A 21634-nucleotide genomic window follows, 5' to 3' on the forward strand; every position below is an offset into this window, starting at 1 on the left:
GACTGTTTTGACATCGTCGTTTCAGCTAAGAGGCTTGTCATGTCTGAACCTTTTGGTCAACTCGTCTCACTCGGCGTCTTCCGAGACATAGGCGACCCGCCCGCCTTGTTTGTTGCCGGTCATCACGCCCAAGGATTTGAGTTTGCGGTGCAGTGCGGAGCGCTCCATGCCGACAAAGGTCGAGGTGCGGGAGATATTGCCGCCAAACCGGTTGATTTGCGTCAACAGGTATTCGCGCTCAAACAATTCGCGGGCCTCTCGCAAAGGCAGAGTCGCAATGGCGGGCGACAGGATGGCGCGGGAGTCATCCTCGCTGCTGACATCTTGCGCCGGCAATTCTTCGGCCTCGATGTCGCCCGATGACTCGCCCAGGATCAACACCCGTTCGATCACGTTTTTCAACTGCCGCACATTGCCCGGCCAGGTCATCGTTTGCAGCATCGCGGCGGCATCTTCGGAGAGGGCGCGCAGCGGCAGACCCTGGGTGCGGTTGAGCATCTCAATGAAATGATTGGCCAATTCCGGGATGTCTTCGCGGCGTTTTTCCAGCGCGGGCACCTCGATCGGCACCACGTTCAGCCGGTGATAGAGCTCTTCGCGGAACGTCCCCGCCGCAATCTCAACCGCCAGATCGCGCGCGGTGGACGAAATCACCCGCAGATCGACGGAGACCTTCGCCGTGCCGCCGACGCGGGTAAATCGTTGATCGACCAGCACGCGCAGGATTTTCGATTGGGTGCCAAGCGGCATATCCGCCACCTCGTCGAAATAGATCACCCCGCCATGAGCCTGTTCCAACAAGCCTTTCTCAATCCCACGGTCCGGGCTTTCGCGGCCAAACAACACCTCTTCCATCCGGTCGGGTTCGACCGTGGCCGAGGACACGGTCACAAACGGCGCATCCTTGCGGTCGGAATGGGTATGAATGAACCGCGCGGCCACCTCTTTGCCAACGCCCGCAGGCCCGGTCAACATCACCCGCCCATTGGATTTGGTCACCTTGTCGAGGTTGATTTTGAGCTGTTTGAAGGCCGAAGACACGCCGATCATTTCAACCTCGGCACCCCCGGAGCGTTTGAGCGAGGCGTTTTCACGCCGCAGTCGCGAGGTCTCCATGGCGCGGCCGACAACGACCATCAACTGATCAATATTGAACGGCTTCTCGATGAAATCGTAAGCGCCCTGTTTGATCGCCGCCACGGCGATTTCGATATTGCCATGACCGGAAATGATGATGATCGGCACATCGGGATGTTCGCGTTTGACATGTTTGAGAATGTCGATCCCGTCCATGCCGCTGTCTTTTAGCCAAATGTCGAGCACCATCAGCGAGGGCACCTGATCATTGATCTCTTTGAGACAGTCCTCAGAGTTCGACGCCAAGCGCGTTTCATAGCCTTCGTCGCGCAGAATATCTCCGATCAACTCCCGGATATCGCGTTCGTCATCGACAATCAAAATGTCAGCCATGTGTCACACCCTTTACCTCAACGTTATACTGCAAGCTTTTGTTTTTCATCTACTTCCACCTCTTCGATCAAGGACAGGCGTAATGTCGCCTGCGCCCCGATCTGCCCCGAGGGATCAAGTGGCACACCGTCCGTCAATGTCAGGGTGCCGCCATGTTCCTCGATGATTTTTTTCACAATCGGCAAGCCCAACCCGGTACCCTTTTCGCGTGTCGTCACATAGGGTTCAAACAGGCGGGAGCGATCTTCGGGCAGGCCGATCCCATTGTCGGTGATGGTCACCACCGCCTCTGTGCCGTCGCGCGTCAAGGCCACATGGATATGCGGAGTGTGGCCTTCTGGTATGCCATTTTCGTAAAGACTTTCAATGGCTTCCCCGGCATTTTTAATCAGGTTTGTCAACGCTTGACCAATCATCGTCGCATCCACCTCTGCCCAAGCAGACCGGGGCGTGATCTCGGCGGTGATGGTCACATCGGGCTGGGCATTTTGTTGCAACAACACGGCGCCTTTGACCAGTTCAACCAAATCATGATCACGCCGCTCAGGCGTCGGCATCCGGGCGAATTTTGAAAACTCATCAACGATGCGACGCAAATCCCCGGTCTGGCGCACGATCACCGAGGTGTATTGCTCCAAATCGGCGCGGCCCTCTTCGGACAATCCCTTGCCAAATTTGCGCAAAATGCGTTCGGCCGACAATTGGATCGGCGTCAGCGGGTTTTTGATTTCATGCGCGATCCGGCGCGCCACATCGCCCCAAGCGGCCAAACGCTGTGCTGAGACAAGGTCGGTCACATCGTCAAACACCACCACATAGCCTTCCAGCAATCCGTTCACATCGCGCCGCGTGGCGATACGCACCAACAGGCTTTCTTGTGCGCCGGAACGGATCAACCGAATTTCCTCTTGCACCACTTCGCGGGCCTGACTGCGCAGCGCGTCAAACAGCGGGCCAAATTCCGGCACCACGACCGCAAGGGCCTCGCCCGTCACATCGCGCTCCCCCACGGACAGAAGTGCGTGCGCCGACCGGTTGGACAGGGTCACCCGCCCCTCGGCGTCCAGCCCCATCACCCCCGCCGTCACCGATGAGAGCACCGAGTCAAACAGGCGGCGGCGGCGGTCAATCTGTTCGTTGCGGTCCAAAAGTTCGTTGCGCTGGATGTTGAGCTGGCCGGTCATTTGGTTGAACACCTGACCCAGCGTGGCGATTTCATCATCGCCATCCTCGACCAGAACCCGCACCGACAAATCGCCCTCGCCGACCTGTTTCGCCGCCCCGGCCAGCCGTCCGATCGGGCGCGCCAGACGTTCGGCAAACCACAGGCCAAGCCAAGTGGCGGCCAAGATCAAAATGATCGCAAACCCCAGATATAAAAGGCCAAATTCAAACAAAAGCCGCCCGCGCTCGCTTTCCAACTGATTGTAGAGCGCGATGGAATCCTGGGTATCATCAAGCAGGTTGAGGATTTTGCCATCGACATCGCGGGTGACATAAAGATAGCGATCCGAAAAGCCCGCAAGGCGCTGCAAGGCGCGGCTTTCGTTGCGGTCCCAATCGTCAATAAGCACCAGTTCGCCGGTTTCAGCCCGGCGCAAATCCGCCTCTGAGGGCTGTTCATAATCAAACAGATAGGAGCGTTCGCCGCGCGCCCGGATGTCGCCCGCGCGATCAATCACATAGGCCTCACGCAAGCCGCGTTGGATCAGCCCCTGGCCCTGATTGAGCACCTGACGCAGCGCGCCATCGGGCAGGATTGTCATGGACCGACGGCGCTCGATGATGAAATTGGCCAGCGCCCGCGTGTCTTCGGCCAGGCCGTCGTGATGCTCTGCCTCATAGGCTTTGGCGGCCTCCAACGAGGAGCCGACCACATTGCGCACCCGATCCGAAAACCAGCCCTCAAGGCCGAAATTCACCGTCACCACGGCAAAAATCGCCACGGTGATGGTCGGGATCAGGGCAAGGAGAACAAAGACGCCAGAGAGGCGCAGGTGCAGCCGCGAGCCTTCGGAATGGGCGCGGCGTGCGGCAATGACCCGAGCGATGCGTTGGGCAACAAGCCCCGCCACCACAAGGACATAGACCACATCGGCCAAAAGCACGACGCGCAGCGACCCCGATGCGGGGCCGTGATCCAACGGGCCAAGCACCAAAAAGGTCGAGATTGCCAGGATCGGCCCCAACACAAACACCGCGACAGTCGCGGCGTTTTGCAACCGACGCAGGCGTCGCAGGCGCATGAGCCTGTTCCAGCTTTGCTTGCCGATTGTCTGTGCCAAAGCCCACCTCGTACTGGTCCACCGGAGCGCCTTGGCCCGGTGATCCGGTGCCGAAAACGCCCCCTCACACCGTGGCACCAAGGACGCAGCAGCGTGATATTCCTGTCACTGCGCCCAAATCACCACGGATGTGGCCTATTTACATCAGTTTGCGGCGGCGTGTCACCTGAATATCGAGGTCGTTGATCTTTTTTCTCAAGGTATTGCGGTTGATGCCAAGCAAGTCGGCACATTTGGCCTGATTTCCGCCGACGGAATCGAGCGCAATTTCGATCAAAGGCCCTTCGACCTCCTTCAAAATGCGCTGATACAGACCCGGTGAGGGCAAAACCCCGCCATGCAGGTCGAAGTAGCGGCGCAAATGCTTGGCCACAGACGACGACAGCTTTTCGCCCTCGCCCCCGCCCTGCAATGGCTCCATCGCGGGCTGATTGCCCAGCACCAATTCGACTTCGGTGCGGGTGATTTCCTCTTCGGGGGCGGTCACGATCAGCCGCCGAATGGTGTTTTCCAACTGACGCACGTTGCCGGGCCAACTGTAGGCGCGCACAAGTTCGAGCGCCTCATTGGTAAAACGGCGCGCCGCCATGCCATCGCGCTCGGCCTTGCCCAAAAAGAAATCGGCCAAAAGCGGAATATCGTCGACCCGTTCGCGCAGCGAGGGCACCGAAATCGTCACCCCGCCCAAACGGTAAAACAGATCCTGACGGAAGGCGCCGTTTTCCATTTTCGCGCCCAGATCGGCCTGAGACGTGGCCATGATCCGCGGCGCATTGTCGGTGAAACTGTCGAGCATCCGCACGATCCGCGCTTGCGCGTCCTCGTCCAGATCGCCGACCTCATCAAACAGGATAGACCCGTTTTTGGCGCGCGAAATCACCGTCGCCGGGCCTTCCATCGTCGCCAGATCAGAGGCAGAGACCACCACAAACGGCAGGCTGCGACGATCGGAAAAATCATGAATGGCGCGTGCGATCAGGGATTTGCCCGTCCCGCTTTCGCCGGTGATCAGCACCGGAAGATCGGTATTCATCACCCGCGCGACCAAGCGATAGAGCGTCTGCATCGCGGGCGTGCGCCCCACCAACGGTAGGTCTTCCTGCACCGTTTCCGAAGGCGCTTTGGCGGTCGAGGGCGCCGGATTGGCGCGGCGTTTGACCTCCAACGCTTTTGCCGCCCGTTTCATCAAATCCGGCAAATCAAACGGTTTGGGCAGGTAATCAAAGGCCTCCGCTTCGGCGGCCTGAATTGCGGTCATGATGGTGTTTTGCGCCGAAATCACGATCACCGGCAGGCCGGGACGCAGTTCCGCGATGCGCGGCAGGGCCTCAAGCCCATTGCCATCGGGCATGATCACATCGGAAATCACCAGATCGCCTTTGCCCTCTTCCACCCAGCGCATCAGCGTCACCAATGATGAGGTCGCATGGACTTTACACCCGGCGCGGGTCAGCGCCTGGGTCAAAACCGTGCGGATTGTGCGGTCGTCATCCGCGACGAGGATCGTACCATCCATTATCGTTCTCCTTGTCCGTCTCGCGTTGGGATCAGGTCAGTAACGTCCCGATCCGCGCTCTGCCCCTTTTGAACGGGGATTTTCACACTTATATGACGTCCCTCCTTATCCATCGGCGCGTTCATCACGCGGCGCGACGGGGAGAGAAATCCGAAACACTGTTTTGCCGGGCACGGAGTCCACGGAAATCCAACCTTCATGGTCGGAAATAATCTTTGAGACCAATGCAAGGCCAAGCCCGGTGCCATTTTCACGTCCCGAGACGAAAGGTTCAAAAATATCGGCGGCAATCTCCGGCGGCAGGCCGGGGCCATCATCAATAATCTCGACCTGAAGCGGCAGGGCCGCCCCCGAGCCATCCTTGCGACGCAGCCGCAGCGACAGGTCATAGAAGGTGCGCAAACGGATCGTCCCACCGGATTTTCCCGCAGCTTCTGATGCATTTTTGAACAGATTCAGGAAAATCTGCAACAATTGATCGCCATCGACATAGGTCGGCGGCAGCGAGGGATCGAATTCCTCGACGAATTTCATCGAGGCGGCGTAGGACAGCTCGGCGGATTTACGGGCACGGTCCAACAGGTCATGGATGTTGATCGGACGCTTTTCGGGTGGGCGCAGATTGCCGAATTGTTCGACCTGCTCCAACAAGGCGACGATCCGACGGCTTTCGGCGACGATCAAATCGGTGAGTTCCAAATCTTCGGGGCTCAGGCTCATCGACAAAAGCTGGGCCGCGCCGGTGATCCCCGCCAACGGGTTCTTGATCTCATGCGCCAACATTTCCGCCATGCCAATGGCAGAGCGCGCCGAGGTTTTGACCTGATGCGATCGCCCCAGACGATCGGCGATCTGGCGCGGCTCCATCAACAGGATGAGCCAGTTCTCGACGCCTTGTAGTGGCGCGATTTGGATATTGCATTGCACCGGGGCGGCGTTGCCCCCCGAGACATCGACATTGTTGATGAACATCGGCGAGCTGTCGCGACGAACACGCGAAAAGGCTTCTTCCAGCGGCGCATCAATGGCCAATTTATCAAACACCGGCACGTTTTTGAGCGATTTGGCCGAGGCGTTGAGGAACAACTCGGCGCTCGAATTGATCTCAACAATCTGATCGGCCTCGTTGATCATCAGCGCCGGTACGGGCAGCGAGGGCCAGAGCGTGTCAAAACGCGCATCACTCATGCGGCAAGTCCTTCTGTGCAAAACGCGTCAGGCAAAAGGTCCAACACGGCCTTGGGCGCTTTTGCGGTCAAGATCCGCCGCCGCAACTTATCCATCGTGCCCGCCTCATCCATGTACCATCCCAAATGTTTGCGCATCACCCGGCCACCCAGCTCGGTGCCGTAAAAGCCCAGACCCGCCTCGTAATGTCCCGCCACCAGATCGGCCAAATCACCGCCCGCAGGTGCGATGGGTGCGGGGGCGCCGGTCAGATTGGCGGCGACTTGCGCCAAAAGCCAAGGCCGCCCCTGCGCACCGCGTCCAATCATCACGCCGTCGGCCCCCGAGGCCACAAGCGCGCGGCGCGCGGCATCGGTCGAAATGATGTCGCCGTTGGCGATCACCGGGATGCTGACCGCGTCTTTGACCGAGCGGATCGCGGCCCAATCGGCCTGACCTTTGTAGAGCTGACAGCGGGTGCGGCCATGAATGGTGATCATCGCGATGCCCGCCGCCTCGGCGCGGCGCGCCAGTTCGGGGGCGTTGCGCAGCGCGTCATCCCAACCCAGCCGGGTTTTCAACGTCACCGGGATCGACACGGCCGCCACGACCGCCTCGATCAAGCTCAAAGCATGGTCCAGATCGCGCATCAGGGCCGAGCCGGAATAGCCCGAGACCACGCGTTTCGCCGGGCAGCCCATGTTGATGTCGATGAGTCTCGCGCCGTTGGCTTCGACCATTTTGGCGGCCTCAGACATCCAATGCGCCTCACGCCCGGCCAATTGCACGGCGGAGTTGTCGACGCCAAAACCCAACTCGGCCTTTTCGCGCGACCCGGCGCGGGCGTTGACCATATCGTGAGAGGCCACCATTTCAGACACCACAAGCCCCGCCCCAAAGGAGGCGACAAGCGCGCGGAACGGCAGGTCGGTGATTCCGGCCATTGGGGCCAGAAACACCGGCGGATCGAGGGTGAGGTGCGCCAAACGAACGGGCAAGCGATTAATCCTTGTGCATTTCAAACAGGGGTAGCGCTCACTTATGCGAGTCGCAAAGGAATGAGGGCAAAAAAGGTGCGAAAACAGGCCGACGCACAAAATTTAATCGATCTGACGGTGAAAACAGCGCCATTGCAAGGCTGCGCGTCACCGATTATCCCATCCGCATGACAAAAGGACTTCCAAAACGCGCCGCTTTGATCGTCGCGGCCGGACGTGGCACCCGCGCGGGCGGAGCTTTGCCCAAACAATGGCAACCGCTCGGCCAAGTTCGGGTGATTGATCATGCCGTGGCGGCGTTTCGCGATCTGGTCGATGTGATCATGGTGGTGCATCACCCGGACGATCTGGTCCTGGCACAAACCCTTGAAAAGGTGGACCTTGTGCCGGGGGCCGCCCGCCGATCCGACTCGGTCAAGGCCGGGCTGACGGCGCTGAACGGTCAGGGCGTGGATCAGGTGTTGATCCATGACGCAGCGCGCGCGCTGGTGCCCCGTGAGGTGATCCAAGCGGTGATCGCGGCGCTCGACAGCGGATCGGGCGCGGCGCCGGCCTTGGCAGTCACCGACGCGCTTTGGCTCGGCGCAAAGAATGAGAGCGGCACGATTGTCGAAGGCACACAGGATCGCACCGGATTGTTTCGCGCCCAAACGCCGCAAGGCTTTGCCTTTGACGCCATCCTGCACGCGCATCAGGCGCACAGTGGCGAGGCCGCCGACGATGTCGAAGTGGCGCGCAAGGCCGGGATGGACGTGACGATCACGCAAGGCTCCGAAGACAATTTTAAAATCACCCATCCCGAAGATTTCGCCCGCGCAGAACGGCTTTTGGCCGCGCGCGAGGCGGCACATCGGGCGGGACAGAAGGAGACGCAGGGCATGGAATTTCGGCTTGGCAATGGCTATGATGTGCACAGGTTTGGCGAGGGCGACCATGTGTGGCTCTGCGGTGTGAAAGTGCCGCATGGTAGGAGCCTTCAGGGCCATTCGGACGCCGATGTGGGGATGCACGCCCTGACGGATGCGATTTACGGTGCATTGGCGGAGGGCGACATTGGTCAACATTTTCCGCCAACTGATCCGCAATGGAAAGGCGCCGAGAGCCATATTTTCCTGCGCCATGCAATCAAACTTGCGCGCGACAAGGGCTATGAGATGATGAATTGCGATGTCACTTTGGTCTGTGAGCGCCCTAAGGTTGGGCCACATGCGCAAGCGATGCGGCGGGCCTTGGCCGAGATTATGGACATCGCGATGGATAAAGTGTCTGTCAAAGCCACCACCTCGGAGCGGCTCGGGTTCACCGGGCGCGAAGAAGGCATTGCCGCATTGGCAACAGCCGCATTGATGACACAGCGCTGATCAAGGATCGTTGAGATGAAACCCATTGCAGAACTGATCGCCACCCTCGCCCGTGTTGGGTATATGACCCCTGCCCCCGGAACTTGGGGTTCTGCCGCGGCTGTGCCACTGTTTTGGGCGCTGGATCTGGCGCTTGGCGTGCCCGGCGTGATCATCGGCATCGTCGTCGCCTTTGTCGCCGGGCTGTGGGCCACCGGCGTGATGACCAAGGGGGCGGAAAACCACGACCCCTCCGAAATCGTCATCGACGAGCTGGTCGGCCAATGGATTGCCCTGTTGCCAGTCGCGATTGGCTCGGCCATGGCAGGCGCGCCTTCAACCGCGCTTTGGCCCGCCTGGCCCACGGCGTTTTTGGCCTTTCGCCTGTTCGATATTTGGAAACCCTGGATCATTGGCAAGGCGGACCGCCGTGGCGATGCTTTGGGTGTGATGTTGGACGATGTGATCGCCGGCGTCTTTGCCGCGATTGTGGTTGTGGCCTTTGCTGGCGTCTATCACGGGATCATCATGTGATGACAGTCGAACTCGCGACAGAGGTCTTGGCTTTGGCGCGGGCGCAAGGTGTGACCATCGCCACCGCCGAAAGCTGCACCGGCGGGTTGATCATCGGCGCGCTGACCGAGATCGCCGGATCTTCCGACGTGGTGGACCGTGGGTTCATCACCTATTCCAACGCCGCCAAGATCGAAATGCTGGGCATCCTCCCCGCCACATTGGACGCCCATGGCGCGGTGTCCGAACAGATCGCGCGCGAGATGGCCGAGGGCGCTTTGACCCGTGGGGGCGTGGGGCTTGCGGTGTCGGTGACGGGCATCGCCGGACCGGGCGGATCGGAGCACAAACCCGAAGGCCGGGTGTGTTTTGGACTGGCGCAAACGGGCCGGGCGTGCCGCGTTGAAACAGTCGAATTTGGTGCTTTGGGGCGCTCCAATGTGCGCGCGCAGACGGTGATCCATGCGCTGAACCTGCTCAAAACGGCTTTGGGGCACCCCACTCAGGGCTGATATTCCTTTTTCGATTATTTTTTATGCTCACGCTTATTTTTAAGAATGTTTTTTAGACTTTTTGTATTTTGCTCTATTTTTAATCCCTAAAAATCCACAATTGCCCTTTTTTAACCTCCACCAAAGACGCTTTACGCGCCACTAAGCGTAAATTTTGGCCTTAGGAGGGGAATATGGTCGGAGCGGATACAGCGTGGATTCTTGTCGCCACGGCACTTGTCTTATTCATGTCATTGCCGGGGTTGGCACTGTTCTACGGCGGGCTGGTGCGGGCGCGCAATGTGTTGAGCGTGTTCATGCATGTCTATGCCATCGCCTGTTTGATGAGCCTGCTCTGGCTCGCGGTCGGCTATTCCATCGCCTTTGGCGAGGGCAATGGCTATTGGGGCGGTTTGGGCAAAATCTTCCTCTTCGGCATTGACGCCAACACCGTAAAAGGCACCCTGCCCGAGGTGTTGTTTTTCGCCTTTCAAATGACCTTTGCCATCATCACCCCGGCGTTGATTGTCGGGGCTTATGTCGAACGGATTTCCTTTGGCTTCGTGCTGACCTTTTCCGGGCTTTGGATGCTGTTGTGCTACGCGCCGGTGGCCCATTGGATTTGGGGCGGTGGCTTTATGTCCGATGGCGGGATTTTCGGTGCGACGGGCACGCGCGATTTTGCCGGTGGGATCGTGGTGCATGAAACCGCGGGGTTGGCGGCGCTGATCATCGCGGTGATGCTGGGTCGTCGCAAGGTGGACAATAAGCCGCCGCACAACCCAGGATATGTGATGATCGGGGCGGCGATGCTTTGGGTCGGATGGTTTGGGTTCAACGGCGGGTCGCAATTGGCCGCCGATGGCGGGGCTGCAATGGCGATCACCGTGACGCATATTTCAGCGGCCGCCGCGTCGATGACCTGGGCGTTTTGGGAGCGGATCAAATATGGCAAAGCCTCGCTTGTCGGCATCGTCACCGGCACCATTGCCGGACTGGCCTCGATCACCCCGGCCTCGGGCCATGTCACCCCGGTTGAAGCACTGTTGATTGGCGCAATCGCGGGCATTCTCTGTCAGGAGATGGTCAATCTGATCCGAGGCAAATTGCGGATCGACGACACGCTGGATGTGTTCGCGGTCCATGGCGTTGGCGGGATTTTTGGCACGATCATGATCGCCGCCTTTGGTGCGGGCACTTGGATGGCGCAGCTTGGTGCCTTGGTGATTGTCGGCCTGTTCACCACTATTGTGACCGTGACATTGGTCTATGTCACCAAGGTTTTGGTTGGCTTTCGGGTCGATGCGGAGACGGAACACGCCGGGCTTGACCTCGCGCAACATGGGGAAAGCGCCTACGACCACAATTCGTGAGGGACACGGTATAAAACAGCAAAGGCGGGGTTTCTCCCGCCTTTTTCACCTCTCAAAGCTGAAAAACTTATTTATAGAGCTCTGCCGCACGGCGTTCAAAGGCCCGCACGATCCGTTGCATCGCATCATTGAACACCATGCCAATGATCCCCTGCAGAATCGCATTTTTGAACTCGAAATCGACGAAAAATTCAATGTCACAACCGCCGTCAGGACTGTCCTGAAAGCTCCACCAGCTTTTCATATACCGAAACGGCCCGTCGAGATATTCGGTGTCGATCTTTTTCTGAGCGGGGAAGAGCGTGACGCGGGAGCCAAATTTTTCGCGGAACACTTTGAACGAAATCACCAGATCGGCCAGCATGACCTCGTGATCGCCCACACTCGTGCGCGAACGGATGCGCGCGGCGGCGTTCCACGGCAAAAACTTGGGATAGCTTTCAACGTCTGCGACAAGCGCATACATTTGATCGGCGCTATAGGGGAGATGTTTTGTTTCTTGGTGCGTCGGCATGGTCACTGGTTTTCTGTGTCGTCCCTCGGTATGTCTATGCCTGAGGCACAAAATGCAAGGGGTTAGCATGTCGCAACGGCCATATCACATCGACGTCATGATTTCGGCCAAGGCCATTGCCGCGCGGATCGAAGAACTCGCCCGCCTCATTCGCGACGAGTATAAGGACACTGACAAATTGGTGGTTGTCGGCTTGTTGCGCGGCTCATTTGTGTTCATCGCCGATCTGGTGCGCGAATTGGAGATGAATGTGGAGGTCGATTTTCTCGAAGCCTCCTCCTATGGCAATGCGACCGAAAGTTCCCGCGAAGTCAAAATCTTAAAGGATTTGCGCGGGGCGATTGAAGGGCGTGACGTGTTGGTGGTTGAGGACATCGTCGACACCGGCCACACGCTGACGGCGGTGTTGGAGCTGTTGCGCTCGCGCCATCCGCGCAAGTTGGAAACCATTGCCCTTTTGGACAAACCGGCGCGGCGCGAAGTGCCGCTGAAAGCGACATGGACCGGGTTTGAAATCCCCGATGCCTTTGTCGTCGGCTACGGCATTGACTTCGCCCAAGCCAACCGTAACCTGCCCTATATCGGCACGGTTGTGTTTGACGATGAGGGCACTGCGGAGGCATCCGCGTGAGCCAATTGCGCTGGCTGCTGCGCGCCAAACGCTGGGCGCAGAACCCGCCGTCAAAGTCGCGGGTAAAGTTTGTGTTCGCGATCATCGCGGTCTGTGTTGCGCTTTACGGCGTTGAGAAACTGGTTGGACTGCCCGACTGGATGCAGGTCAATGGCGCGAGCAAGATCAAAGTCCGGCCCGTGCCCTGAGCCGCGCGCACCCAGATCCCCCCACCCTGAACATGGATCAACGGCCTCCCAAAAGCTGCTCCTGCTCGGCCTCAAGCGCTGTTGAAATCCGCGCACGGGCCAAGCGCAGCCGGGGCGCATCGGCCAGATCGGCGTGCGAGGCGACATAAATCGGCACTGGCGGCACCTCAAGCACCGGCTCCACCTGCACCAGACCCGCCGACCCATTGCCCAAAAACGCAGGCAACATCACCCGCCCCAATCCGGCCTCAGCCAAAGATTGCAGCGACAGGAAACTGTCGGCGGCGGCGGTAAAGGTGGTTTTGCGCCGCTCCAACGCCTCGCGCAGCTTTTGCGCGACGGGCGAACGTCCGATGGCCCCGGTCAACCCCAACCAGTGATCGGCAGGCACATCGGGTGAGGCGGCATAAAAGCCAAAGGCCATTTGCGCGGCCATATCGCCAACCAGATCGTCAGGCAATTTATAGGTCGGGCGCACGGTGACATCGGCATGAAGCCGCGACAGATCAAGGTGGGCGTTGTTCGACAAAAGCTCAAAGGACAAATCCCTTTCGCGCTGCGACAGACGTGCCAAAAGCGGCGGCAGGATTTTGTGGCAAAACGAGTCGGTCGAGGTGACGCGGATCACCCCCGCCAAAGGCGCTTCGCCCGCGCGCGCCAAGCGTTCGACCGCGTTGACCGCAGTTTCGACCTCGCGCGCGGCTTCAATCAGGCGCAGATTTTCCGGCGAGATGTCATATCCGCGCACGGATTTTTCAAACAATTCAACGCCAAGACGCGCTTCAATCGCGGCGACCCGGCGCAACACTGTGGCGTGATTGACACCTAAATGCCGCGCCGCGCCTGAAACGGAGCCAGTGCGCGCGACGGCCAAAACAAAGCGAAAATCATCCCAATTTGGCCTTTGCATCATCTGACACCTTCTCTCCCTGTGATGCTTTATTTTAACATGGGTGCGTGCAGGGGTGCTTTGAGGGAAATCACAAAACGCACATTTTGCACAAGGCAAACGCCCCATGCCCTGATCTCGTGCCCTGATCTCGCATCCAGATCACCCCAATGCGGCGCTTTGATACAACCGGACTTTGAGACCACCATGGGCGATGGGGGCTTGGGGCGGCAACCAAGGGAGCGTGGTGGCCTGTGCCAACTGATCATCAGAGGTGATCATGCCGACGCGCCAGCCGGAAAACCGGTCCTTCATCACCTCGCCAAAGGCAGAATAGAGCGCGAACAGGTCCTTTTTCTTGCCGATCCGCGCGCCGTAGGGCGGGTTGACGATGACAAGGCCCGGCGCGCCCTCGGGGCGGGTGATCTCGGACACAGGCACAGGCTGAAATGTACACATATCGGCCACGCCCGCGCGCTCGGCATTCTCGTTCGCCATGCGCACAACATTCACATTGCGATCAGAACCGTAAAACTGCAAAGCGCTCTCATGATTTTGCCAATCCGCTTTGATGTTTTGCACCCGCGCCGGATCATAGGTGGCGAGGTGTTCAAAGGCAAAGTGGCGGGCACGTCCGGCCATCATGTGCCGCGCGATTTCCGCCGCCTCAATCACAAAAGTGCCGGACCCACACATCGGGTCAAGCACCGGCTCCGTGCCATCATAGCCACAGGCGCGCAAACACAGCGCCGCCATGGTTTCGCGCATTGGCGCTTTGCCCATGGCCTGTTTGTGGCCGCGTTTGTGCAGACCCTCGCCGGAGGTATCAACGGAAAGCTGAATATTGTTGTCGTCGAACCGGGCTTTGATCACCAGATCGGCGTCGTCCAAGCCTTCGGCAATCTTGACGCCAAATTCCTCGGCAATGGCGCGTTCAAACCGCTCGACCGCCGCCCCAGCGTGATAGATTTTCGACTTTTTGTTGGTGCTGACTTCGACCTTGAGGGAGAGCCCCCCGGTCAACACGCCCTGCCCCAAAATCTCGTCCCACGGGAATTTGCGCGCACGTTTGTCAAGTTGCGCCAAATGAAAGGCGCGAAATTCGCCAAACCGCGCCAAGACTTTCGACGCACCGCGCAAGCACAGGTTGGCGCGCCAGACATCCTCCCACGTGCCACGGATCGTCACCCCGCCCGGCGAGAGCACGGGCGCGTCAAACCCCGCCTGCTGCACCTCAGCCATAAGCATCGGCTCCAGCCCCGGCGGGGCGGTGAGGAAAATCTCAAATGTCGGGTCGGTCACGTCAGGCCCGGCCGAGCTTTTGCAAACGGTTGTCGCGCAGGCGGGCAAAATCGTCGCCCGCATGATAGGACGAGCGCGTCAGCGGCGTGGCCGAAACCATCAAGAACCCTTTGCCATAAGCGGTCTTTTCATAGGCTTTGAATTCGTCCGGGGTGACAAACCGATCGACGGCATGGTGTTTTGGCGTCGGCTGAAGGTATTGGCCGATGGTCAAAAAGTCGATGTCGGCGGCGCGCATGTCGTCCATCACCTGATGCACCGATTGGCGATCCTCGCCCAGACCCACCATGATGCCGGATTTGGTGAACATCGTCGGATCGAGCTCTTTGACCCGCTGAAGCAGGCGCAGCGAGTGGAAATAGCGCGCGCCCGGACGCACGGTTGGGTAGAGGCCCGGCACCGTCTCAAGATTGTGGTTGAACACGTCGGGCTTGGCGGCCACGACGGTTTCCAACACCGCATCGGAACATTTCAAAAAGTCCGGCGTGAGAATTTCGATCGTAGTGTCAGGCGCACGGTGACGGATGGCGCGGATGGTTTGGGCGAAATGCTCTGCCCCGCCGTCTTCCAAATCATCGCGGTCCACCGAGGTGATCACCACATGTTTGAGGCCGAGTTTTTGTACCGCATCGGCGACACGGCCCGGTTCAAACACATCAAGCGCGTCCGGGCGGCCCGTGGCGACGTTACAAAAGGTACAGCCGCGGGTGCAAATTTCGCCCATGATCATCATCGTGGCGTGGCCTTGCGACCAGCATTCGCCAGCGTTCGGACAGCCCGCCTCTTCGCAGACCGTCACCAGCTTATGCTCGCGCATGATGCGATGCGTTTCTTTATAGCCCGCCGAGGTCGGTGCCTTGACCCGAATCCAATCCGGCTTTTTCGGCTGGGCATTGTCAGCCCGATGCGCCTTTTCAGGGTGGCGTTGGTCGGGAATCTTGAGATCACGCATGGCAGGGCCTTTCTCCGTTTGGACCATGATATAGGCAGTCTGCCCGCAAATGTCTCGCGAAAACCACGCCATTTGCTTCTGCAGCATTTTTCGCCGCACCCGCATTGAAGCGTGCTTTAGAATCGCTCTAAAAGGGCTGCGATAGAAGACTGCGTCCCGCTTTCACGGGACACCCAAACAGGAGTTGACCGATGAAAGCCGGATATAAACTGCCCGAAGTAACCTTTCACACCCGCGTGCGCGACGACAGCATTGGTGGCGACAACCCGTTCAAATGGGAAGACAAAACCACCGCCGATTACTTTGCGGGCAAACGCGTTGTGTTGTTCTCCCTGCCGGGCGCCTTCACCCCGACCTGCTCGACCTACCAGTTGCCGGGGTTCGAGAATGGCTTTGCCGATTTCCAGGCCGAAGGCATCGACGCGATCTACTGCATGTCCGTCAATGACAGCTTTGTCATGAACAAATGGGCGCAATCTCAAGAGCTTAAAAATGTCAAAGTCATCCCCGATGGCTCCGGCGAATTCACCCGCCGCATGGGCATGTTGGTGCGCAAAGACAACTTGGGCTTTGGCCTGCGCTCCTGGCGCTATGCCGCTGTCGTCAACGACGGCGTCATCGAAGCCTGGTTCGAAGAGCCCGGCCTGTGCGACAACCACGGCGAAGACCCCTACGGCGTCTCCTCTCCTGAAACCGTGCTGTCCTACCTCAAAGAAGCGAAAGCCGAAGCCGTCGCATAAGACCGTCGAACACGTCTTGGAAAGGCCCGTGGGACATCCTCCTGCGGGCCTTTTGCATGTGCAGCATAACGACAGATGGCGAAACATTTGCATAGCGGGACTTCGCGAGACGCATGGCGAATATCGGGTTTTGGGCTTTGATCACGACTTGTTTAGAAAAAGCCTCTAAACTGCCGACATCTGATGATTTAAGACCTCCCATTGAAGGCTCCCCATGCGCGCCCTTTTGCTTTTCTGTCTCACTTTCTTGCCCTTCGCCCTGCCCTCTGGGCCCGCCCATGCCGGGACCTGTGAGGATTTGTGGTATAGTCGAAATTGGATCATGGACCGGGCGGGCTATTGCTTTGGTACGCCACTGGGCCAGACCTATTTTGACAATTCCGATTGCACTGGCAAAAACGTGTCGCTGACATCTCGGGACGCAGAGCGCGTGGCGGAACTGCGGGAAATCGAACAATATCAAGGCTGTACACTCAACACGCAAAGCACCTATCTCGCCCTTGATGACATCCAATTCCGCAGGCTTTTGGTCGAGCAACCGACGCTCTTTCCAGAGGGCGAAGGCTTCCTTTGCATGGGCTATACTGGCTATGGGGTGTCGCTTTTGGCCGGACCAGAGTCGAACAGTGGTGTCATAAGCGCGCTTGAACCCGGCGATTGGTATCGCACCCGGCACGATGACATCGGCGCCTGGACCTATATCATCGTCACAGCCCCGCACTCTGAGCGCGTCAAAGCGGCGGGCTGGGCAATGTTTGCACCAGACAGCTACATGCAATGCCTGGCGGCAGCCGGTTAACCGCGCCGCCGCGCCTCCTCCATCAACTCGCTGCCCGCCTCAGACAAAAGGGCGGCCAGATCCGTGAACCATGTTTTGGCCTCCGTCGAATGCCGCCGCACCAAAGCGATGGTGCGTTGAGGTTGCGGTTCGGGAAAGCGCAAGACCGTCATGTCGGGGCTGGCCGCCTGTTCGGAACACAGGGCGATTTCGGGCACGAAGGTCAGGCCGAACCCCTGCGCCACCAATCCGCACAGCGTCGATAAAGAAGACGCGCCCAAATCAACGGTTTGGCGCGCACGCGTCAGGCCGCAGACATCCAAGGCCTGATCCGCCAAACAATGACCCTCGTCCAACAGCAAAAGCGCATCCGGCGGCAGATCGGTTGGGCGCGGCGGGGCAACCGGCGCGCTGAGCGCGTCAATCCGCGACTTTGACCCCGCCAAAAGGAAATAATCGGTAAACAGCGGCTCCGCCATCACCCCCGCCACATCATATGGCAACGCGATCACCGCCGCATCCAACTGGCCGTTGATCACCGCCGTCAAAAGATCGGCAGTCTGGGCCTCGCGCACCCGCAGATCGAGATCAAGCGCGGCGGCTTTGATCCGGGTCAGCGCGCGCGGCAAAAGATAGGGCGCAATCGTCGGGATCACCCCAAGGCTCAGCCGCCCGTTCAGCCCTTTGGACTGGCGAATCTCGGCTTCCAGATCGCGGGTCATCGCCAAAATCTTCTGTGCCCGCTCCAACACCACCTGTCCCGCCCGCGTCAAACGAATGTCGCGTGGCAGCCGCTCGACCAACTGCGCACCCAGATTCAGCTCCATCTCTTTGATTTGCTGGGACAAGGCCGGTTGCGTGACATGCACGCGCTCGGCCGCGGCGGAAAAGCTGCGGGTGTCGGCCAAGGCAACGAAATAGGTCATTTGTCTGAGCGTCAGCATGGCAAGCCTTTCTATAATTTAAACTAATACTCAATCATAAAAAGTACAATTTCATTTAATTCATATCTCGTGACACACTCGCCGCAAGAGACAGACCCACATGAAGGAAAAGACAAGCATGACCACCCGTTTGACCACCTCCGCCGGCGCGCCGGTGTCGCATAATGACACGTCCAAAACCGCGGGTCCGCGCGGGCCCGTGATGCTTGACGATTACCAATTGATCGAAAAACTGGCGCATCAAAACCGCGAACGCATCCCCGAGCGCGTGGTTCATGCCAAGGGCTGGGGCGCGCAGGGCACTTTCACCGTCACCCATGACATCACGCAATATACCTGCGCCGACATCTTTTCCAAGGTTGGCAACAGCTGTGACATCCTTTCGCGCTGGTCCACCGTGGCGGGCGAATTGGGCGCGGCGGATGCCGAACGCGATGTGCGCGGGTTCTCGGTGAAATTCTACACGGATGAGGGCAATTGGGACGTCGTTGGCAACAACACTCCGGTGTTTTTCATCCGCGACGGGTTCAAATTCCCCGACTTCATCCGCACCCAAAAACGCCACCCGAAAACCAACCTGCGTTCTCCCGAGGCGATGTTTGATTTCTGGGCCGCGCAGCCCGAGTCGGTGCACCAAGTCACCATCCTGATGTCCGATCGCGGCATCCCGGTGAACCCGATGCACATGCACGGCTACGGCTCGCACACCTATTCAATGTGGAATAAAAATGGCGAGCGGGTCTGGGTCAAATTCCATTTCCGTACCCAGCAAGGGATCAAAAACCACAGCTCTGAAGCGGCCGAAACCCTGATCGGCAAGACCCGCGAGAGCTATCAGGAGGATTTGTTTGCCGCAATTGAGGCCCGAAATTTCCCGAAATGGGAACTCAACATTCAGGTCATGCCCGAAGCAAAGGCCGAAACGGTGGAGTTCAACCCGTTCGATCTGACCAAAGTCTGGCCGCATGATCAATTCCCGTTGATCCCCGTGGGCATGTTGGAGTTCAACAAGAACCCCGACAACTATTTCCAAATTGTTGAAAACGCGGCCTATTCTCCGTCCAACAAGGTTCCGGGCATCGGTTTTAGCCCCGACAAAATGTTGCAAGCGCGCGTTTTTGCCTATGCCGACGCGCACCGCTATCGCCTTGGCACCCATTACGAGGCCCTGCCCGCCAATGCGCCGAAATGCCCGGTGCATCACTATCACAAAGACGGTGCGATGAATTTCATGGGGCCAAGCACCGGGCATGTTGATGCCTATTACGAGCCGAACCAATACGCCGAGAGTGCCAAGCCGGATGTGAGCGTGGCCGAACCGCCGCTGAAAATCTCAGGCGATGCGGATAAATATGTGCAAGAGGATGCGGATGCCGATTACGTCCAGCCCCGCGCCCTTTATGCCGATGTGATGCAGGCGGATGAGCGCGCTCGGTTGCACGCCAATATGGCGGGCGCGATGGCGCCTTGCTCAATGCCTGTGCGCGAGCGGTGGCTGGCGGTTTTGGGCCGGGTTCACCCGGAGTATGAGGCAGGCGTTCGGGCGGAATTGGCCAGGCTCGACGCCTGAACCGCCGCACAGGCCTGACATGAAGCTTGAAAGGGTCGGACAGAGTCCGGCCCTTTATTTTTGCGAAAAGATGCCCATCTAAAAGGAATGAACAGGACAGACTGACCAGAAAAGGACAGTACCATGATCCGCATAGACACGCTGAACGACACTGCCCTCGCTGTGACCCTTGAGGGCAACATCACCAGTGACGATATCAAGGTCGTCGAGACCGCGCTTGAACCCATGTTGCAACGGCCTGCGCCCTATGGGTTGATGGTGGATTTGACGGGATTTTCCGATTTCACGGCGGGCGCTTTATTTGAAGATTTTCGCTATGAGATGTCCTTGATCCGTCGCTGGAACGAGTTTCATCATATGTCCATCGTCACCGACCGCAACTGGGTTGGCACTTGGGTCGGGATGATACAGCCGCTGTTTCCCAAAATCGAAATCAAGCTTTTTGGCCCCGACCAACGCGCCGAAGCGCGGGCTTTTGCCGCCAGTGTGACCTCTGCGCCTGTCACCTAAAACATTGGGCATCAAAAGAAACGCGCCATTGGCGCGTTTCTGTGTTTTCGCGTGATTGGCTAAATCGCTCCACTGGAGCGATTTTAACGCCAATCACCCAATCAGATTTGAATAGCCCGCATCGTCATAGTGCTTTTTGAGCCGCTGAAGTGCGATACGCAGCACGATTTTGCCCGAACGCGCCGACCAGCCCATGCGCTTTTCGGCCTGCTCCATCCCTTCCAGATAACAACAACAACGTAGCGCAACATCGCCAAGCCCCGGCCCAAGATCGGCCAAAGCTGCGGCCACGCGAGCCTTGGCGGACTCGGGGCCAAAGCCCTTGGAATCGCCGGAAAATTCTCCGCGCCCGCCCCCCGTAAGGAAGCGATCCCAATTCTGCGCCACACGCGGCCCCATTTGCGCAAGCTCAAAATCCTCGCGCAACCGCTCAGCGGCCGCCACCAGATCAGGCGGTAAAAACGCTTCGCCGCCCTTGTCGCGCCGCCGCGACAAGACCATCACCGGGCTTTCAGCCGCGTTATAGCGAATGCGTTTGGGCCTGTCGTCCGCGAGCGTCGGCTCATCGCGAAACGCCCAATCGCGGTGTTGATCGCCAAATTTCATCGGCGCTTCGGCAAAACCGGCCCGCGCGCTTTCGTCTTCGGCCAAAAACCGGCGCAACGCGGCGCGGCCCGCGGCGGTGATCGTGTAGCGGGTGATTTTACCCTTGGCCTGCGCCGTGATCCAATCCTTGAGCGCCATTGCCTGAGCAATCGGTCGATCCAGGACCGCGGTGCGTGTGGTGCGCCCATCCGGCAGGTCGCGCACCACCACGGCCTTTTCCATATCTTTCGCCACAGCCAGACAAGCCCCCGGCTCGGACAAGCGCCGCAGGATGCGCCGCGCTTCGCGGGCAATGGTGGCGTCATCTGGCGGGGTCTGCCCGTCTGCGTGATCGAACGGCGTTTGGTCTGTCATCGTGTCCATGTCCTTCGCTGGGGGCTTAGGGCAACCTGCGCCATGAAACGGAACTGTGTCTTTCGGAGTGAGACGGCTGAGGGTGGTCAAGGCTTCATCGATCAACGGGTCGTCGCGTTTTTGTTCCACTTTGCGCACCTGACGCATCACGGTTGAGGGGGCACAGCCGCCCTTTCGGGCCAATTCACGAATGGTGTCGCCCGTCTCTGTATGCGCAAGATATCGTTGCGCCTCCTGAGGCACCCATTTCGGTAAGGGTCGCCCCTGTGCAGATGGATATTTCCCGTTGTCCAACATTGTTCCCCCAAGTTCACTCTTCAGCATTGTTTCTATTTTAGACACAGTCAGATTGGGAGCCTTCACCAATCCACAGGATATCCACTGGCTTTGCACAGATTATCCCACAAATTACCCCGAATCTGACCACAACCATGAGTTGCATTGGTTACCTAAACGTTAATTGTTTCCTGTTTTGATATTATCGTTTCCAACTCATAAACAAC

Annotated in this window: 21 protein-coding genes; 10 read left to right on the plus strand and 11 right to left on the minus strand. The window is 58.7% G+C overall.

Translation table 11 applies throughout. The annotated features are described in order from the left end of the window. Window positions 1-66: 66 nt before the first annotated feature. The 5 genes from ntrX to dusB form a co-directional block, all read right to left on the minus strand. Window positions 67-1470: a nitrogen assimilation response regulator NtrX gene (gene ntrX, locus B30_RS06490; protein ID WP_009571241.1), complete on the minus strand. Its 1404-nt coding sequence runs from the start codon at window positions 1468-1470 to the stop codon at window positions 67-69. A gap of 23 nt (window positions 1471-1493) precedes the next feature. Further along, window positions 1494-3716 carry a sensor histidine kinase NtrY-like gene (locus tag B30_RS06495; protein ID WP_009571242.1) on the minus strand — a complete coding sequence of 741 codons (2223 nt, stop codon included), beginning with the start codon at window positions 3714-3716 and terminating at the stop codon, window positions 1494-1496. Window positions 3717-3894: 178 nt separating this feature from the next. Continuing rightward, window positions 3895-5271: a response regulator gene (locus B30_RS06500; protein ID WP_009571243.1), complete on the minus strand. Its 1377-nt coding sequence runs from the start codon at window positions 5269-5271 to the stop codon at window positions 3895-3897. 105 nt (window positions 5272-5376) lie between these two features. Then, window positions 5377-6459 (minus strand): two-component system sensor histidine kinase NtrB, encoded by a 1083-nt coding sequence (locus tag B30_RS06505; RefSeq protein ID WP_009571244.1) that lies wholly within the window; start codon window positions 6457-6459, stop codon window positions 5377-5379. Beyond that, window positions 6456-7436 carry a tRNA dihydrouridine synthase DusB gene (gene dusB, locus B30_RS06510; RefSeq protein ID WP_009571245.1) on the minus strand — a complete coding sequence of 327 codons (981 nt, stop codon included), beginning with the start codon at window positions 7434-7436 and terminating at the stop codon, window positions 6456-6458. The genes B30_RS06505 and dusB overlap by 4 nt, the downstream gene beginning before the upstream one ends. A 167-nt stretch (window positions 7437-7603) precedes the next feature. Here dusB and B30_RS06515 point away from each other — a divergent pair, with 167 nt between their 5' ends. The 4 genes from B30_RS06515 (at window position 7604) to B30_RS06530 (ending at window position 11153) form a co-directional block, all read left to right on the plus strand. Then, window positions 7604-8797, plus strand: coding sequence for a bifunctional 2-C-methyl-D-erythritol 4-phosphate cytidylyltransferase/2-C-methyl-D-erythritol 2,4-cyclodiphosphate synthase (locus B30_RS06515; RefSeq protein WP_040401988.1), 1194 nt, complete (start codon window positions 7604-7606; stop codon window positions 8795-8797). A gap of 15 nt (window positions 8798-8812) precedes the next feature. Beyond that, window positions 8813-9310 carry a phosphatidylglycerophosphatase A family protein gene (locus B30_RS06520; protein WP_009571247.1) on the plus strand — a complete coding sequence of 166 codons (498 nt, stop codon included), beginning with the start codon at window positions 8813-8815 and terminating at the stop codon, window positions 9308-9310. Continuing rightward, window positions 9310-9801 carry a CinA family protein gene (locus B30_RS06525; protein WP_009571248.1) on the plus strand — a complete coding sequence of 164 codons (492 nt, stop codon included), beginning with the start codon at window positions 9310-9312 and terminating at the stop codon, window positions 9799-9801. Before B30_RS06520 ends, B30_RS06525 begins: the two co-directional genes overlap by 1 nt. A gap of 173 nt (window positions 9802-9974) precedes the next feature. Next, window positions 9975-11153 carry an ammonium transporter gene (locus tag B30_RS06530; RefSeq protein ID WP_009571249.1) on the plus strand — a complete coding sequence of 393 codons (1179 nt, stop codon included), beginning with the start codon at window positions 9975-9977 and terminating at the stop codon, window positions 11151-11153. Window positions 11154-11220: 67 nt separating this feature from the next. Here the strand turns inward: B30_RS06530 and B30_RS06535 are convergent, their stop codons facing one another. Further along, a complete protein-coding gene (locus tag B30_RS06535) occupies window positions 11221-11667 on the minus strand; it encodes a type II toxin-antitoxin system RatA family toxin (RefSeq protein ID WP_009571250.1) in 447 nt (148 codons plus the stop codon). Between the two features lie 67 nt (window positions 11668-11734). On the opposite strand from B30_RS06535, the gene hpt reads away from it, so the two are divergent. Both hpt and B30_RS06545 read left to right on the plus strand, forming a co-directional pair. Continuing rightward, the gene (gene hpt, locus B30_RS06540; protein WP_009571251.1) at window positions 11735-12298 is read left to right on the plus strand and encodes a hypoxanthine phosphoribosyltransferase; all 564 of its coding nucleotides are present in this window, start codon (window positions 11735-11737) and stop codon (window positions 12296-12298) included. Continuing rightward, window positions 12295-12486, plus strand: coding sequence for a hypothetical protein (locus B30_RS06545; protein ID WP_009571252.1), 192 nt, complete (start codon window positions 12295-12297; stop codon window positions 12484-12486). The genes hpt and B30_RS06545 overlap by 4 nt, the downstream gene beginning before the upstream one ends. A gap of 37 nt (window positions 12487-12523) precedes the next feature. Here the strand turns inward: B30_RS06545 and B30_RS21310 are convergent, their stop codons facing one another. The 3 genes from B30_RS21310 to lipA form a co-directional block, all read right to left on the minus strand. After that, window positions 12524-13399, minus strand: a complete 876-nt coding sequence (locus B30_RS21310; protein ID WP_009571253.1) for a LysR family transcriptional regulator — start codon at window positions 13397-13399, stop codon at window positions 12524-12526. A 138-nt stretch (window positions 13400-13537) separates the two neighbouring features. Next, window positions 13538-14740 carry a THUMP domain-containing class I SAM-dependent RNA methyltransferase gene (locus tag B30_RS06555; protein ID WP_009571254.1) on the minus strand — a complete coding sequence of 401 codons (1203 nt, stop codon included), beginning with the start codon at window positions 14738-14740 and terminating at the stop codon, window positions 13538-13540. Then, window positions 14679-15734: a lipoyl synthase gene (gene lipA / locus B30_RS06560; RefSeq protein WP_009571255.1), complete on the minus strand. Its 1056-nt coding sequence runs from the start codon at window positions 15732-15734 to the stop codon at window positions 14679-14681. Before lipA ends, B30_RS06555 begins: the two co-directional genes overlap by 62 nt. Window positions 15735-15820: 86 nt before the next feature. On the opposite strand from lipA, the gene B30_RS06565 reads away from it, so the two are divergent. Together B30_RS06565 and B30_RS06570 are read left to right on the plus strand one after the other, a co-directional pair. Continuing rightward, the gene (locus tag B30_RS06565; RefSeq protein ID WP_009571256.1) at window positions 15821-16369 is read left to right on the plus strand and encodes a peroxiredoxin; all 549 of its coding nucleotides are present in this window, start codon (window positions 15821-15823) and stop codon (window positions 16367-16369) included. Window positions 16370-16583: 214 nt separating this feature from the next. Beyond that, window positions 16584-17168, plus strand: coding sequence for a YARHG domain-containing protein (locus B30_RS06570; protein WP_009571257.1), 585 nt, complete (start codon window positions 16584-16586; stop codon window positions 17166-17168). Here the strand turns inward: B30_RS06570 and B30_RS06575 are convergent. Continuing rightward, window positions 17165-18091, minus strand: a complete 927-nt coding sequence (locus tag B30_RS06575) for a hydrogen peroxide-inducible genes activator (protein WP_009571258.1) — start codon at window positions 18089-18091, stop codon at window positions 17165-17167. The two genes, B30_RS06570 and B30_RS06575, sit on opposite strands and share 4 nt — an antisense overlap. A gap of 118 nt (window positions 18092-18209) precedes the next feature. Between B30_RS06575 and B30_RS06580 the strand changes: the two genes are divergently transcribed. Further along, window positions 18210-19661 carry a catalase gene (locus B30_RS06580; RefSeq protein ID WP_009571259.1) on the plus strand — a complete coding sequence of 484 codons (1452 nt, stop codon included), beginning with the start codon at window positions 18210-18212 and terminating at the stop codon, window positions 19659-19661. A gap of 123 nt (window positions 19662-19784) precedes the next feature. Further along, window positions 19785-20171 carry an STAS/SEC14 domain-containing protein gene (locus tag B30_RS06585; RefSeq protein WP_009571260.1) on the plus strand — a complete coding sequence of 129 codons (387 nt, stop codon included), beginning with the start codon at window positions 19785-19787 and terminating at the stop codon, window positions 20169-20171. 93 nt (window positions 20172-20264) lie between these two features. Here the strand turns inward: B30_RS06585 and B30_RS06590 are convergent, their stop codons facing one another. Further along, window positions 20265-21428 (minus strand): DUF6456 domain-containing protein, encoded by a 1164-nt coding sequence (locus B30_RS06590; protein ID WP_009571261.1) that lies wholly within the window; start codon window positions 21426-21428, stop codon window positions 20265-20267. Window positions 21429-21634: the final 206 nt, after the last annotated feature.

Source organism: Celeribacter baekdonensis B30 (assembly GCF_000299875.1).
Classification (GTDB): Bacteria; Pseudomonadota; Alphaproteobacteria; order Rhodobacterales; family Rhodobacteraceae; genus Celeribacter; species Celeribacter baekdonensis_A.